Source organism: Streptomyces laurentii, assembly GCF_040635425.1.
GTDB classification, from domain to species: Bacteria; Actinomycetota; Actinomycetes; order Streptomycetales; family Streptomycetaceae; genus Streptomyces; species Streptomyces laurentii.
In genome coordinates, this window is sequence record NZ_JBEYHT010000041.1 from 38,010 (window position 1) to 51,870 (window position 13,861).

At 72.7% G+C, this 13,861-nt stretch carries 18 protein-coding genes; 16 read left to right on the plus strand and 2 right to left on the minus strand.

Annotation, left to right across the window (positions count from 1 at the left end):
* The first annotated feature begins 22 nt into the window (after positions 1-22).
* From cpaB to ABZ693_RS23665, 15 genes are all read left to right on the plus strand, one after another.
* Complete coding sequence (gene cpaB / locus ABZ693_RS23595) at positions 23-742, plus strand: Flp pilus assembly protein CpaB (RefSeq protein WP_359880587.1); 720 nt, start codon at positions 23-25, stop codon at positions 740-742.
* Between the two features lie 7 nt (positions 743-749).
* A complete protein-coding gene (locus ABZ693_RS23600) occupies positions 750-2,009 on the plus strand; it encodes a CpaE/TadZ family protein (protein WP_359880590.1) in 1,260 nt (419 codons plus the stop codon).
* A gap of 72 nt (positions 2,010-2,081) precedes the next feature.
* Positions 2,082-2,423 carry a TadE/TadG family type IV pilus assembly protein gene (locus ABZ693_RS23605; RefSeq protein ID WP_359880593.1) on the plus strand — a complete coding sequence of 114 codons (342 nt, stop codon included), beginning with the start codon at positions 2,082-2,084 and terminating at the stop codon, positions 2,421-2,423.
* Positions 2,420-2,827, plus strand: a complete 408-nt coding sequence (locus ABZ693_RS23610; RefSeq protein WP_359880595.1) for a TadE/TadG family type IV pilus assembly protein — start codon at positions 2,420-2,422, stop codon at positions 2,825-2,827. The genes ABZ693_RS23605 and ABZ693_RS23610 overlap by 4 nt, the downstream gene beginning before the upstream one ends.
* Positions 2,824-4,176 carry a TadA family conjugal transfer-associated ATPase gene (locus tag ABZ693_RS23615; protein ID WP_359880597.1) on the plus strand — a complete coding sequence of 451 codons (1,353 nt, stop codon included), beginning with the start codon at positions 2,824-2,826 and terminating at the stop codon, positions 4,174-4,176. The genes ABZ693_RS23610 and ABZ693_RS23615 overlap by 4 nt, the downstream gene beginning before the upstream one ends.
* Before the next feature lie 40 nt (positions 4,177-4,216).
* Positions 4,217-5,161 (plus strand): type II secretion system F family protein, encoded by a 945-nt coding sequence (locus tag ABZ693_RS23620; protein WP_359880599.1) that lies wholly within the window; start codon positions 4,217-4,219, stop codon positions 5,159-5,161.
* A 13-nt stretch (positions 5,162-5,174) separates the two neighbouring features.
* Positions 5,175-6,062: a DUF5936 domain-containing protein gene (locus ABZ693_RS23625; protein ID WP_359880602.1), complete on the plus strand. Its 888-nt coding sequence runs from the start codon at positions 5,175-5,177 to the stop codon at positions 6,060-6,062.
* 5 nt (positions 6,063-6,067) lie between these two features.
* Positions 6,068-6,646, plus strand: a complete 579-nt coding sequence (locus ABZ693_RS23630; protein ID WP_359880605.1) for a response regulator transcription factor — start codon at positions 6,068-6,070, stop codon at positions 6,644-6,646.
* Between the two features lie 114 nt (positions 6,647-6,760).
* A complete protein-coding gene (locus ABZ693_RS23635; protein WP_359880607.1) occupies positions 6,761-6,973 on the plus strand; it encodes a Flp family type IVb pilin in 213 nt (70 codons plus the stop codon).
* Positions 6,973-7,653 carry a pilus assembly protein TadG-related protein gene (locus ABZ693_RS23640; RefSeq protein WP_359880609.1) on the plus strand — a complete coding sequence of 227 codons (681 nt, stop codon included), beginning with the start codon at positions 6,973-6,975 and terminating at the stop codon, positions 7,651-7,653. Before ABZ693_RS23635 ends, ABZ693_RS23640 begins: the two co-directional genes overlap by 1 nt.
* A gap of 23 nt (positions 7,654-7,676) precedes the next feature.
* Positions 7,677-8,270 (plus strand): hypothetical protein, encoded by a 594-nt coding sequence (locus tag ABZ693_RS23645; RefSeq protein WP_359880612.1) that lies wholly within the window; start codon positions 7,677-7,679, stop codon positions 8,268-8,270.
* Positions 8,271-8,280: 10 nt separating this feature from the next.
* On the plus strand, positions 8,281-8,889 hold the full coding sequence (locus ABZ693_RS23650) for an OmpA family protein (protein ID WP_359880615.1): 609 nt from the start codon (positions 8,281-8,283) through the stop codon (positions 8,887-8,889).
* A 65-nt stretch (positions 8,890-8,954) separates the two neighbouring features.
* Positions 8,955-9,197 (plus strand): hypothetical protein, encoded by a 243-nt coding sequence (locus tag ABZ693_RS23655; RefSeq protein WP_359880618.1) that lies wholly within the window; start codon positions 8,955-8,957, stop codon positions 9,195-9,197.
* A 446-nt stretch (positions 9,198-9,643) separates the two neighbouring features.
* Entirely contained in the window at positions 9,644-10,087 is a 444-nt protein-coding gene (locus ABZ693_RS23660) for a hypothetical protein (protein WP_359880621.1), read from the plus strand.
* An 11-nt stretch (positions 10,088-10,098) separates the two neighbouring features.
* Positions 10,099-11,238 (plus strand): putative hexosyltransferase, encoded by a 1,140-nt coding sequence (locus ABZ693_RS23665; protein ID WP_359880623.1) that lies wholly within the window; start codon positions 10,099-10,101, stop codon positions 11,236-11,238.
* Here ABZ693_RS23665 and ABZ693_RS23670 read toward each other — a convergent pair.
* Positions 11,210-11,608: a DUF192 domain-containing protein gene (locus ABZ693_RS23670; protein WP_359880626.1), complete on the minus strand. Its 399-nt coding sequence runs from the start codon at positions 11,606-11,608 to the stop codon at positions 11,210-11,212. The two genes, ABZ693_RS23665 and ABZ693_RS23670, sit on opposite strands and share 29 nt — an antisense overlap.
* A 38-nt stretch (positions 11,609-11,646) precedes the next feature.
* Between ABZ693_RS23670 and ABZ693_RS23675 the strand changes: the two genes are divergently transcribed.
* Positions 11,647-12,387 carry a prepilin peptidase gene (locus ABZ693_RS23675; RefSeq protein ID WP_359880686.1) on the plus strand — a complete coding sequence of 247 codons (741 nt, stop codon included), beginning with the start codon at positions 11,647-11,649 and terminating at the stop codon, positions 12,385-12,387.
* 429 nt (positions 12,388-12,816) lie between these two features.
* Here the strand turns inward: ABZ693_RS23675 and mgrA are convergent, their stop codons facing one another.
* Positions 12,817-13,854, minus strand: a complete 1,038-nt coding sequence (gene mgrA, locus ABZ693_RS23680) for an L-glyceraldehyde 3-phosphate reductase (protein WP_359880629.1) — start codon at positions 13,852-13,854, stop codon at positions 12,817-12,819.
* Between the last annotated feature and the right edge of the window lie 7 nt (positions 13,855-13,861).

The following is a 13,861-nucleotide window of genomic DNA, read 5'->3' on the forward strand; positions in this document are numbered from 1 at the left end:
CCACGATCGAGGTAGTACGGCCATGAACTCCCGCCAGCGCCGCGGCGTCATCCTGCTGCTGCTCTCCGTCCTGTGCGCGCTCGGCGCCTTCGCCGGCGTCCTCACGGTGATCAGCGACGTCAACTCCAAGGTCGGACCCGAGGTGACGGCGTACCGGATCAAGGACGACATCGCGCCCTACACCCCGCTCGGCCCCGACCGGTTCGAGAAGATAAAGATGCCGGAGCGCTGGCTTCCGGACACCGCCGTCACCGACCTGCGCCGCACCCAGGGCAAGATCGCCGTCACCACCCTGAAGTCCGGCTCGCTGCTCCAGAGCGACATGATCGTCGACCGGCCCGCGCTCGAACCCGGCCAGCAGGAGATCGCCATCATGATCGACGCCGCCACCGGTGTGGCCGGCAAGATCACCCCCGGCGCCGCCGTCAACATCTACGCCACCTTCTCCGGCGAACGCGGCGGCGGCCGGGCCGCGAACCAGACCCCGCAGTCCAAGCTCATCGTCGCCGGCGCCAAGGTCCTCGCCATCGGCAAGATCACCCCCATCGAGAACCAGGACGACCGCGGCGCCCGGGCCACCGACGGCGTCCCGATCACCTTCGCCCTGAACACCGCCGACACCCAGCGCGTCGCCTACGCCGAGTCCTTCGCCCAGCACGTCCGCCTCGCCCTGGTCGCCCCCGGCTCCGCCGCCACGCCCGACCCGCGCGACCGCACCTACACGCTCGACAAGGACAAGTGAGGCCCGCATGACCACCAGGATCCTGCCGGCGGTGGGTGACCCGGACGCGGCCCGCGCGGTCCTCACCCTCGTCGGCCAGCTGCCCGACGCCGAACCCTCCGGGCCCGTCGCCGACTCCACCCGGCTGCTCGACACGCTCGCCTCCCTCGCCGCCGTCTCCCTCGACGAGCTGCCCGACGTCGTCCTCGTCCACGAGCGCATCGGCCCCGTCCCGGCACTCGAACTCGTGCGCGAGGTGGCGCTCCGCTTCCCCGCCGTCGGCGTCGTCCTCATCACCTCCGACGCGAGCCCCGTGCTGTTCTCCGCCGCCATGGACTCCGGCGCCCGCGGACTGGTCACGCTCCCGCTCGGGTACGAGGAGCTGGCCAGCCGCGTGCAGGCCGCCGCCCAGTGGGCCGCCGGCGTCCGGCGGCACCTCGGCGGCGCGGCCGAGGGCGGCCCGGCCGGGCCCGGCGGCACCGTCGTCACCGTCAGCGGCGCGAAGGGCGGCGTCGGCACCACCGTCACCGCCGTCCAGCTCGCCCTCGCCGCCCGCGCCTCCGGGCGCACCGTGGCCCTCGTCGACCTCGACCTGCAGGGCGGCGACATCGCCTCGTACCTCGACGTGCAGTTCCGCCGCTCCGCCGTCGACCTCGCCAGCATCAACGACATCTCGCCGCGGGTCCTCCAGGACGCCGTGTACGTGCACGAGACCGGCCTCAGCCTGCTCCTCGCCCCCGGCGAGGGCGAACGCGGCGAGGAGGTCGGCGAGCGCGCCGCCCGCCAGATACTGCACGCCCTGCGCGGCCGCCACGAGGTCGTGATCGTCGACTGCGGCACCCACCTCGACGCCGCCGGCGCCGCCGCGATCGAGGCGGCCGCCACCGCGCTGCTGGTCACCACGCCGGACGTGGTCGCCGTACGGGCCGCCAAGCGCGTCGTACGGATGTGGGACCGGCTGCAGATCCGCAAGCCGGAGGAGACCACGATCCTGGTCAACCGGCACCAGCGCGCCACCGAGATCCAGCCCGCCCTGATCCAGCGCATCACCGGCACCCGGATCGCGGGCGTCGCCGTCCCCGCCCACTTCAAGGAACTCGCCGCCGTCGTCGACGCCGGCCGGCTGCACGACCTCGACGCGCGCTCGTCCGTCAAGCAGGCGCTGTGGCAGCTCGCCGGCGAACTGGGCCTGGTCACGGCCGCGGCCGCGCAGCCCGGCAAGGAACCGGCCCGCGGCGGCGACCGGGGCGCGCTCGGCGCGCTGCGGCGGCGCGGGGGAGGCCGCTGAGCCATGCGGAGACCGGTCGGGACACACGGACGGGCACCGCGCGAGCCGCGGTGCGCGCGGGACGGCGGGCAGGTGGCGGTCGAGTTCGTCGGCATGCTGCCGCTGATCCTGCTCACGCTGGTGCTGCTGTGGCAGTGCGTCCTGGTCGGCTACACGTACACGCTCGCCGGGAACGCGGCCGACGAGGCCGCCCGTGCCGGGGCCGTCGGCGACGACTGCGCGGCGGCGGCGCGGCGGCACCTGGACGGCGCGTGGCGGGCGCGGGCGAAGCCGAGCTGCCCCGGGGGGCCGTCCGGCGGGATGTACCGGGTACGGGTCACCCTGAAGGTGCCCGTGCTGTTCCCCGGCGCCGGCGCGCTCCCCTTCGACGTGAACGGCGACGCCGCCGCCGTATGGGAGGGAGCGCAGCCATGAGGTGGTCACGTACCCGTACACGCACACGTACGCGCCCCCGTCGACGGGCCCGGGACCGGGGCCAGGTCGCCATCGAGTACCTGGGCTTCCTGCCGATCCTGCTGCTCGTCGGCCTGGCCGGGATCCAGGTCGGCGTCATCGCGTACGCGGCCCAGCAGGCGGGCACGGGCGCGCGGGCGGCCGCGCGCGCCGCGAGCGCCGACGACCCCGACCACGTCCTCCCGGACCCCGAGGCCGCCGGAAAGACGGCAATGAGCGACTGGGTCGCCCGCCGCAGCGAGGTGTCCGAGTCGGGCGGCGTCGCGACCGTGACCGTCCACATCCCCTCCCTCGTCCCCTTCTGGGACTTCGACGACGTGCGGAGGACCGCCACCATGCCCGTGCCCCGGAAGGACCAGCCATGAGCCTGCGGGCCCGTATCCACACCCCCGAGGAGAACGGGGCACACGGCCGCGGCGGCGCGGGCGAGGACGGCCATCTCGTCGCGTCCTTCCGCGCCAAGCTCCTCGAAGAGATCGACCTCACCGAGATGTCGGCGCTCCACGCCGCCGAGCGCCGGGCCCGCCTCGAACGCGTCCTCGGCCACATCATCAGCCGCGAGGGCCCGGTCCTCTCCACCACCGAACGCGCCCAGCTGATCCGCCGGGTCGTCGACGAGGCGCTCGGACTCGGCGTCCTCGAACCGCTCCTCGAAGACGCCTCCATCACCGAGATCATGGTCAACGGCCCCGACCAGATCTACATCGAACGGGCCGGCCGGGTGGAGCTGCTGCCGCTGCGCTTCGCCTCCCAGGAACAGCTGATGCAGACCATCGAACGCATCGTGTCCACCGTCAACCGGCGCGTCGACGAGTCCAATCCGATGGTCGACGCCCGGCTGCCGTCCGGCGAGCGCGTCAACGTCATCATCCCGCCGCTCTCGCTCACCGGGCCCACGCTCACCATCCGGCGCTTCCCCCGCTCGTACACCCTGCACGAGATGATCGGCCTCGGCTCGATGGACGAACAGATGCTGTTCCTGCTCGCCGGGCTCGTGCAGGCCAAGTTCAACGTGATCGTCTCCGGCGCCACCGGCACCGGGAAGACCACCCTCCTCAACGCCCTGTCCGGCCTCATCCCCGAGGGCGAACGGATCATCACCATCGAGGACTCCGCCGAACTCCAGCTCCAGCAGTCCCACGTCATCCGCCTGGAGTCCCGGCCGCCCAACATCGAGGGCCGGGGCGCGGTCACCATCCGCGACCTCGTCCGCAACTCCCTGCGCATGCGCCCCGACCGCATCGTCGTCGGCGAGGTGCGCGGCGGCGAGACCCTCGACATGCTGCAGGCCATGTCCACCGGCCACGACGGCTCGCTGGCCACCGTGCACGCCAACTCCGCCGAGGACGCGCTGATGCGGCTGCAGACGCTGGCGTCCATGGCCGAGGTGAAGGTGCCGTTCGAGGCGCTGCGCGACCAGATCAACAGCGCCGTCGACGTCCTCGTCCAGCTCACCCGCCACCCCGACGGCACCCGCCGCGTCACCGAGATCGCGATCCTCGCCTCCAGCGGGCGCGAGCGCTATCTCCTCGCGACCGTCAGCCGCTTCCACGCCCAGCCGCTCGCGGCGGACGGACGGGTGTACGGCGAGTTCGTCCACCACCCGCTGCCGCGCCGCGTCGCGGAACGGCTCTACATGGCGGGCCAGCCGCTGCCCCAGGCGTTCGGCGTGGCGGCGGACGACGGACAACTGGCCGTACGCGAAGCGAAGTAGAGGACAGGACCCGAAGCGACATGAAGAAAGGGCAAGGACGGTGAACCCGACTCTGCTGACCGTGGGCGTGGCGCTGGTCGCCTGCGCCCTCGCGGTGGCCGGCATCCAGCTGTACGCGAGCGGCAGGGCACAGCGGGCCGCACTGATCGACCGGCTGACCCGGGCCACCGGAGAGCAGGACGGGGGTACGGGGCGACGCGTCCGGCCGTTCCGCGGCGTCGACCGGCGGGTGCGGCGCACCGCCCTCGGGCGCGCGCTCGAACTCCGCATCTCCGCCACGGGGTTGGAGGTCACGCCGGGCGAGTTCGTGGTCTACATGGCGATCGCCGTCGCCGTGCTGTGGATCGCCGGACAGTCCCTGCTCTCCCCGTTCTTCGGCCCGATCTGCGGCTTCGTGGGCGTGTGGGTGGCCCTCGGATTCCTCAACTGGCAGCGGCAGAAGCGGATCGAGAAGTTCATCAACCAGCTTCCCGAACTCTCCCGCATCCTCGCCAACGCCACCCAGGCCGGCCTCGCCCTGCGGATGGCCCTCTCGCTCGCCGCCGACGAGATGGAGGCCCCGGCCGGCGACGAACTGGAGAAGGTCGCCCAGCAGCTCGCCGTCGGCACCTCCATCGACGACGCCCTCGGCGAACTCGCCGCCCGGCTGCCCTCGCGCGAACTCGTCGTCCTCGTCACGACACTGGTCCTCGCCAACCGGGCCGGCGGTACCGTCGTCTCCTCGCTGCGCAACCTCACCGAGACCCTGGAGGAACGCAAGGAGACCCGGCGCGAGGTCCGCACCCAGCTGTCCCAGGTCAGCATGACGGCGTACTCGGTCCCGGTCATCGGCATCGGCTCGCTGCTGCTCATCGACAACATGCAGCCCGGCGCCCTGGACCGGATGACCGGATCCGGCATCGGCCAGATCGCGGTGGTGGCGGCCTTCGCGCTCTACGTGGTCGGGTTCGTCGTCATCCGCCGCATCGCCAAGATCGACGTGTGAGGGCGTGACACCCGTGGAACTCCTGCTGGCCCTCCTCGCGGGCCTCTCCGTCGCCGGCGCCGCCTACGGCATCCGCCTCTACCGCGCCGACGCCAAACTGCCCGCCGACCTCCAGCTCGCCCTCGAAGTCGGCGCCACCCGCACCGGCGCGGTGTACTCCGCCGTCGACCGGCTCGGCATGCGCTGGTCGCCCGCCGTGCTGCGGATGATGGGCCCCAAGCGGGTCGACTCCGTACGCCGCCGCATCGACCTCGCCGGCAATCCGGGCGGCCTCACCATTGACCGCTACGGCGCCCGGCGCGCCGTCTACGGCGCCCTCGGCGCGGTGGGCGGGCTGCTGATGCTCGTACGCGGCTCGTTCCTCGTCGCGATCCTGCTCTTCGCCTTCGGCGCCTTCTGGACCGAGGTCGGCATCTGGTCCGCCGTCCGCATCCGCAAGGACCAGATCGAACGTACTCTCCCCGACTTCCTCGACGTCCTCGCCGTCGTCGTCTCCGCCGGACTCGGCTTCCGGCAGGCCCTGGAGCGGGTCGCCGAGAAGTACGAGGGCCCGTGGGCCGACGAACTGCGCATCACCCTGCGGCAGATGGACATGGGCGTCAGCCGCCGCGAGGCCTTCGACGCGCTGCGCCGCCGCAACGACTCCGAGCAGGTCGCCCAGTTCGTCACCACCCTCCAGCAGGGCGAGGAACTGGGCGCGCCCATCGTCGAGACGCTGATCCAGATCGCCAACGACATGCGCCGCACCGACGCGCAGAACGCGCGGCGCAAGGCGGCGAAGGCCGTCCCCAAGGCCACCATGGTGATCACCATGCTCATGGTCCCGGCCACGATGATCCTGCTCGGCGCCGGCCTGTTCCTGGGCACCGGCACCGACTTCGGCTCGATCACGGGCGAGTGAGGGCGGTGACGGCGACGAGACTGAACCTTCTGGTGGTGAGCGCCAACCCGGTCGTACGGGCGGGCCTGGCCGTCCTCCTCGACGCGTACCCGGACCTCGACGTGACGACGACCGCCGAGGTCCCCGCCCTCCGGGCACGCACCGCCCCGGACCTCGTCCTCCTCGACGGCAGGCCGGAAGCACTTCCGCGTCTGGTGGCCGTCGCGCCGGTCGTCCACCTGACGCACGTGGCGGGGGAGGGGGCGGGGCCCTGGACCCTCGTCCACGGGCAGTTCGAGGTGGCGGACCTCTTACGGATGATCCGAGAGGCTGCGACTGCACATACTGGCGCCGGTTCAACTGTCACGAATATACTGCGCTTCAGGAATTCTACTTCGCGAGTGCAACGATTCGGTCTGAGTGCGAGGGAGGTGGAGGTGATGGACCTGATCGCGTCCGGCATGACCAATCAGCGCATCGCCGCCGCCTGCTGCATCTCCGAGAAGACCGTCAAGAACCACATCAACCGCATCTTCGCCAAGCTCCACAGCACCACCCGCGGCGAGGCCATCGCCTCCTGGCTCGGCACGCGGACGGCGTCATGACGCCGACTACGCACCGTATTTGGGCCTACGGACCCTGTGAGCACACCCCCCATTCGGCGTACCCTGCCCCAGCCGGACTCGGCACGCACACGCAGTCATCCGGAGGGGAACACCATGAACGACGCGCTCCTGAAGGCCCTGACCAAGGCCAAGGCGCACGCGACCAGTTGGACCGCCGGGCGGGCGGGCGACCGCGGGCAGACGGCGGTCGAGTACCTGGGAATCATCGTGGTGGTGGTGGCGATCGTGATCGCGATCACGGGTACGGACATCGGGCAGACGATCAGGACGGCCATCTCGAACAAGATCGCCGAACTGCTCGGATAGTGCCCGGGGCACGGGGCGGCGACACCGGCCAGGCGTTTCCCGTCTACATCACGGTGATCGCGGGTCTGCTCTTCCTCGCGTTCGTCTACTTGGCGGTCGGGCAGGCGGCTTCCGTCCGTAACGAGGGTCAGACGGCGGCGGACGCGGCCGCGCTGGCGGCCGCGCAGGACGCCCGAGAGCAGCTGCGCGACGGCTGGCTCCGCGTCCTCGGGGAACCGGACGAGTGGGGCGCCTTCCTCAACGGCGAGGAGTACGACTCCTCCCGTGCCTGTCAGGAGGCGGCGCGGTTCGCGGCCGAGAACGGTGCCGCGCTGGACGGCCCGTGTGAGGCCGGACCGGGGCGTGGCGGGGGAGAGGAATTCCGCGTGCGGATCCGCACGAACGACTCCGTGGGCCGGTCGAGCGTGCCCGGCACGGAGGGGCAGCACGCCGAGGCCACGGCGACCGCCGTCCTCGAACCGCTGTGCACCTTCACCCCGCCCGAGCCGACGTCTTCGCCGCCGCCCACCTCACCGCCGTCCAGTTCGCCCTCGCCCTCCGAGGAGCCGACGGCGACACCGAGTCCCGAACCGGAACCGATCACCGGCCTCCACTGCCGTGACCTCGACTGGACGATCGATCCGGAAAACCCCCGGCTGCCGAGCGTGGCCGATCTCTTTACCGTCCGACTGGTCGACTGATGAGCGAAGGACCTCGTTTCCCCATGAACGTGCGGCACGCAAAGCAGATCGGCAGAGGAGCCGCGACAGCGGCCCTGGCCACTGGACTGATCCTCGGCCTCTCGGGCTGCGGCGGCGACGAGAAGCCGCCTCAGGACGACAAGCCGGCGAAGAGCAGTGCGCCGGCCAAGGCCGGTAACGGGGCGGGTGCGCAGCAGCCTGCGGAGTCGCAGGAGCCGGCGGAGGCACTCGGCACCCTCGCGGGGCAGGACGGATTCGAGCTGACCGTCAACTCGGCCGAGCGGGATGCCGGCGGATTCATCACGGTCAAGGGCATGTTGAAGAACACCGCTGACAAGTCCCGTGCCGTTCCCAGAGGTATTCAGGGCGACGAGACGGAGGTGGTGAAGCACGGCAATTCGCTCGGCGGCGCCACGCTCCTGGACCCCCAGGGCAAGAAGCGCTACTACGTGCTGCGCGACACGGACGGGCGGCCCCTGACCACCACGGGGCTCGACATTATGAAGGGGGGCGCTTCCCTCCCCGTCTTCATGCAGTTCCCCGCACCGCCCGCCAATACAGCCGAGGTCTCCCTTCAGGTCCCGACCTTCACCCCCGCCACCATCAAGCTCTCCTGAGGGTGCAGCCATGACCTCGACGACGACATCCCGCCGTATCGCCGCTCTCACGGTCACCGTGCTGCTCCTGGCCGGGACCGCCGGGACCGCGCGGGCCGACGATCCGCCCGGGTCCGTGTCCGCCGGTGCCCCGTTGCCCGCCATCGACACCAAGTCGCCCGCGCTGATGCTGCCCGACGGGGCGACGCTCGCGCCTGCCAAGGTGCTCGACATCAAGCAGATCGTCGAGGAGGAGGGCGGCGAGGAGCGGCGCGAGGACACCAACGTGGACGTGACGTTCGCGCTGCAGGCCGAGGTGCTGTTCGGCAAGGACAGTGCCAAGCTCAGCCCTTCCGCCGGCTCCCGGATCGCCGCCATCGCCGCGGAGATCAAGAGGCAGGGGACCGGGCGGGTCCGGGTGTTCGGGTTCACCGACAACCTCGGGACCTACGAGCACGGGCTGAAACTCTCCAAGCAGCGCGCCGACGCCGTGCAGCGGGAGCTGGCCAAGGGGCTGGACCCGGGAATCACGTTCGACATCCGCGGGTACAGCGAGGACTATCCGATCGCCGACAACTCCACCGAGGAGGGCCGCCGGAAGAACCGCCGGGTCGAGGTCTCCTTCCCCCGCACCTCCTGAGAGCGCGGCTCAGGCCGGCGCGGCCAGGGCTTCTGGAGCTCGTCGAAGCGGCGGACGTCGCGCTCGTGGGCCGCGGGCCCGCCGGTGCGGCGCGGCACGGCGAGTTCGGCGGCCAGTTCCGCGGGCCGGACCAGCGGCGGGCGGCGCAGCGCGCCCACCTGACCGGCGGACAGCGCCGAGTCGGCGACGACCACGGCCGCCTCCCGCCCGCCGCGCGGTTGAGGTCGCCGACCGTACGCGCCGGGGTCGTCACCCGCAGCCCGCGCCGCTGCCCGCAGTTCCGGTCAGCTGGCCGGGACGTGACGTGACGTGCACCCGTATCCCGTCCGTCCCGCCGCTCCTGTGGGCGGTGAACTCGAGGACGCCGGGCACGTCTTCCCCGTTCTCCACCGCCGCCGGGCCGCGCAGCGGCTCGACGCGGTGCAGCGCCGCCGCCGTGCGACGCGCCCCGGCGGAGCGGCTGCCAGCCGTCCGCCCGCAGCCGCCGGGCGAGCCGCCCCGCCGGCCAGCCCGCGGCCATCGCCCACACCGTGAGCAGCACCCCGCCCCTGGCGAGCCTCCACAATTCGCGCATACGCCCAACGATCCACGGAAGAGCGACAGTTCGCCAGGCCTGTGGAAAACCTGGCGAAAGGCGGCGTCAGGAAAGTGCAAAAGTGCAGGAAACAGGCGGGTCAAGGCGCCGGAGGAGGAGCATCCTGATCCGTGGAGCTCCCCTCACCCCTCACACCAGCGCATCCGAAACGGTCAGCCGATGACTTCCCCCGCCTCCACCCCCGCGCTCCCCGCCACCACCCTCCCCACGCCCACCATCACCCCCGGCATCCAGCTCGTCGGCGACCTCGTCGCGTACGTCCCCGGGCTCCGCACCGCCTACGACGCGCACGTCGTCTGCCAGGGCCGCGTCCAGCCGCACGTCTTCTTCTGGGACGTCGTCCAGGCCACCGTCCAGTCCTACGTCGCCGATGCCGACCACGACGCCGACCACAAGGGCGACAGCCACGAGCGCGCCGACTGGCGGCGCACCCTCGATTTCCTGGAGGCGCAGAGCCGCCGGGGCGTCGCCAGCGTCGACGAGGTCATCGTCACCTCCTTCCTCGGCGACCTGCCCCACCCCCACGAGCCCGGCCACGCCCTCGTACGGCGGCTCGGGCCCGTGCTGGCCGCCCGCTTCGGGCGGCTCCGACCCGGCGGCTGATAATCGAGCGCATGTCCCGCGCCACCCCGCACGCCCCGCCTGTCACTCCCGCCCCGCCGCCGCCCCCGAGCGCACCCCCCTGGGCCGCGCTCGCCGGCTACGCCGCCACCCGCGTCCTCGGCCTCCTGGCCCTCACCGTCGCCGCGGCCGCCACCGGCAAGGACGGATGGCACCGGCTCTCGGGCCGCTGGGACGCGGTCTGGTACACGCGGATCGCCGAGCACGGCTACGGCTACCAGGTCACCCTCCCCGACGGCGCCGTCCACGCCGACCTCGCCTTCTTCCCCCTCTTCCCGGCCCTCGAACGGGCCGTCTCCACCGTCCTGCCCGTCGACGCCGCCACCGCCGGACTCCTCCTCTCCTGGGCCGCCTCGCTCGCCGCCGCCTGGGGTATGTACGCGGTCGGCGCGCACGTGGCGGGCCCGCGCGCCGGAGTGGTCCTGGCGGTCCTGTGGGGGGTGTACCCGACGGCGTTCGTGCAGTCGATGGCGTACACGGAGACGCTGTTCACGGCGCTCGCCGCCTGGTCGGTGTACGCGGTGCTGCGCGGGCGCTGGATCGCGGCCGGGCTGCTGTGCGTCCTCGCGGGACTGACCCGGCCGACGGCCGCCGCGCTGATCGCCGCGATCGGGATCACCGCCGTGGTCACCGTGGTCCGCGAGCGCCGGCTGCGCGCCCCCGTCCTGCTCGGTACGCTCCTGGCGCCGCTCGGCTGGCTCGCGTACATCGTGTACGTGGGCGTCCGCCAGGGCAGCCCCACCGCCTACTTCGACGTCCAGGCCGCCTGGGGCAACTCCATCGACGGCGGCGTCGCCCTCGCCCGCTTCATCGCCGGCCTGCCCTGGCCCGCCGCCCTCGGTCTGTGCGCCGCGCTCGGGCTCCTGGCCTGGCTGATCGTGTTGTGCGCGCGGCAGCGGCAGCCGCTCCCGCTGCTCGTGTACACCGTCGCGGTCGTCGTGGTCTCGCTCGTCGGCGCCGCCTACTTCGGGTCCCGGCCGCGTCTGATGATGCCCGCGTTCGGCCTGCTGCTGCCGCCCGCGGTCGCCCTGGCCCGGCTCCGTACCCGCACCGCCGTGCCGGTCCTCGCGGCCCTGGCGCTCGCCTCCGCCGTGTACGGGGCGTTCACGCTCCTCGGCTCGGGGCCCCCGTGACGTCCCCCGCGATGTCCCCGGTCAGGTTCACCCCGACCGTGACACCCGGCCCGAGGCCCCAGCCCGCCATCGTGCCGCCCGCCGCCTCCAGGACGTGCCGGCCACGCCACCGCACCATCCCGAGCCGGCCCGGCCGCATCGTCACCACGTCGAGGACGGTGAGCGACCGGTCGAGGTAGGCGACGTCGAGGGTGAAGCGCATCCCGAAGGTGTGGATGCTGTTCGTCGGGGTGATGAGCAGCGCGCCGTCGATCCCGTCCCGGCCGAGCAGTCCCCGCCGCCGCGCCCGGTACGACGCCGCGATCTCCAGCGGCACCGCCCCGCCCGGCGTCTCCAACCGCCCCGAACCGTCCCGCCAAGTCCTCCCCATGGGCCCGAGACTAGCCCTAGGGTCGCCCCGTGGACGCCCTGTCGATCGCCCTCGTCGTCGCCGCCGCCCTGTGGGGCGCGGCGGCCGGGCTGCTCGTGCCCCGGGCCGCGTACCGGTTCTCCGTCGCCCCCGAGGAACCCTGGCGGGCGGCCTGCCCGGCCGGTCACCCCTTCGCGCTCCGGCCGGCCCGCGGCTGGCTCGGCGGTCCCGGGCGCGCGGCCTGCGCGACGACCCCCGCCCCGTACACCGCGCCGCTGCTCACCGCCCTCGCGTGCGGGGCGCTTGCCGCCGCCACCGGCGGGCCCCGGCCCGAACTGCTCGTCTGGCTGCTCGCCGCGCCGTTCGGCACCCTCCTCGCGTGCGTGGACGCGCGCGTACGGCGGCTGCCCGACCCGCTCACCCTGCCGCTCGCCGCCGCCCTGCCGCTGCTGCTCGCACTCGCCGCGCTCGCGCCGTACGCGGCGGGCTCCTGGCTCCACGCGCTGCTCGGGGCCCTCGCCCTCGGCGGCGGCTATCTGGTCCTCCACCTCCTGCACCCGGCCGGGATGGGCTTCGGCGACGTGAAGCTCGCCGTCCCGCTCGGGGCGGCGCTCGGCTGGTACGGCTGGGGGGTGCTGTGCGCGGGGGCGTTCGCGGGATTCCTGCTCGGGTCGCTGTACGGGTTCGGGCTTGTCGCCACCCGCCGGGCCGGGCGCGACGCCGCGATCCCCTTCGGCCCGTTCATGATCACGGGGGCGCTGCTCGGGCTGCTGCTCGGCGCGTTCACCGCCGCCCCGTAGGGGATCGGGCCCTTCCGGCCGCCCCACGCGCGTCAATCGGGCGCCTCGCGCCCCGGGTCCCCCGTGGGAGGGACGGAAGCCGCCGCCACGCCGGGGCGTAAAACCGCCACGAACACGTACGGCCCTTGTGCGGCCTGGGATCCGGCCGTTTCGGCGGTGTCCGTCCCATGGACCTGGCGCACAGCACGACTAATGAAGGGTTATGGTGGAAACCCCCCCTCGGGCCGGTCCGTATCCCCCCCACGGACCGGCCCGTTTTCTTTCCAGGGCGGTTCCAGGGCGGTTTCCAGAGCGATGTCCCGGGCCGTTTCACCGGCCCGGAGGCAGGCCCAGGGCGGGCCCGCCCCGGGATGACCCAGGGCCGACTCCGAGAAGGCCCGGGGCCGGGCCCCGGACCCCCGGCTCCCGCCCCGAGCCCTCAGCCTCGGCTCAGCTCCGGCCGGCCCAGATGTTGGTGCCCGCCGTGTCCACGGCGAAGGAGTCGATCTCCGCCAGCTCCGCCTCCGACAGCGGAGCGCCGGCCAGCGCCGCCACGTTCTCCTCCAGCTGCGCCACGCTCGACGCGCCGATCAGCGCCGACGTCATCCGCTCGTCCCGCAGCACCCACGCCAGCGCCAGCTGCGCCAGCGACTGCCCGCGCCGCTCCGCGATCGCCGCGAGCCCGCGCAGCCGCCGCAGCACCTCGTCCGACAGCAGCCCCGGGTCCAGGGACTTGCCCTGCGTCGCCCGCGACCCCTCCGGGATGCCCTTCAGGTACTTGTTGGTGAGCAGGCCCTGTGCCAGCGGCACGAAGGAGATGCAGCCCATGCCGGCCGTCTCCAGGGTGTCGAGGAGGCGGTCGTCCTCCGTCCAGCGGTTGATCATCGAGTACGAGGGCTGGTGGATCAGGGCCGGGACGCCCATCTCCTTGAGGATCCGGGCCGCCTCGGCGGTCTGCTCGCTCGTGTACGAGGAGACGCCCACGTACAGCGCCTTCCCCTGCTGCACGGCGGAGGCCAGCGCCCCCATCGTCTCCTCGAGCGGGGTGTCCGGGTCGAAGCGGTGCGAGTAGAAGATGTCGACGTAGTCGAGCCCCATCCGCTTCAGCGAGGCGTCGAGCGAGGACATCAGGTACTTGCGGGAGCCCCACTCGCCGTACGGCCCCGGGTGCATCAGGTAGCCGGCCTTCGTCGAGACGATCAGCTCGTCCCGGTACGGGGCGAAGTCCTGCGCGAAGAGCTTGCCGAAGTTCAGCTCGGCGGAGCCGGGCGGCGGCCCGTAGTTGTTGGCCAGGTCGAAGTGGGTCACGCCCAGGTCGAAGGCACGGCGCAGGATCGCCCGCTGCGAGTCGAGGGTGCGGTCGTCGCCGAAGTTGTGCCACAGGCCCAGGGAAATGGCGGGCAGCTTGAGTCCGCTGCGGCCGGTACGCCGGTACTCCATGGAGTCGTAGCGGCCCTCGGCGGCACGGTAGAGGGGGGAATCAGTCACGTATCTC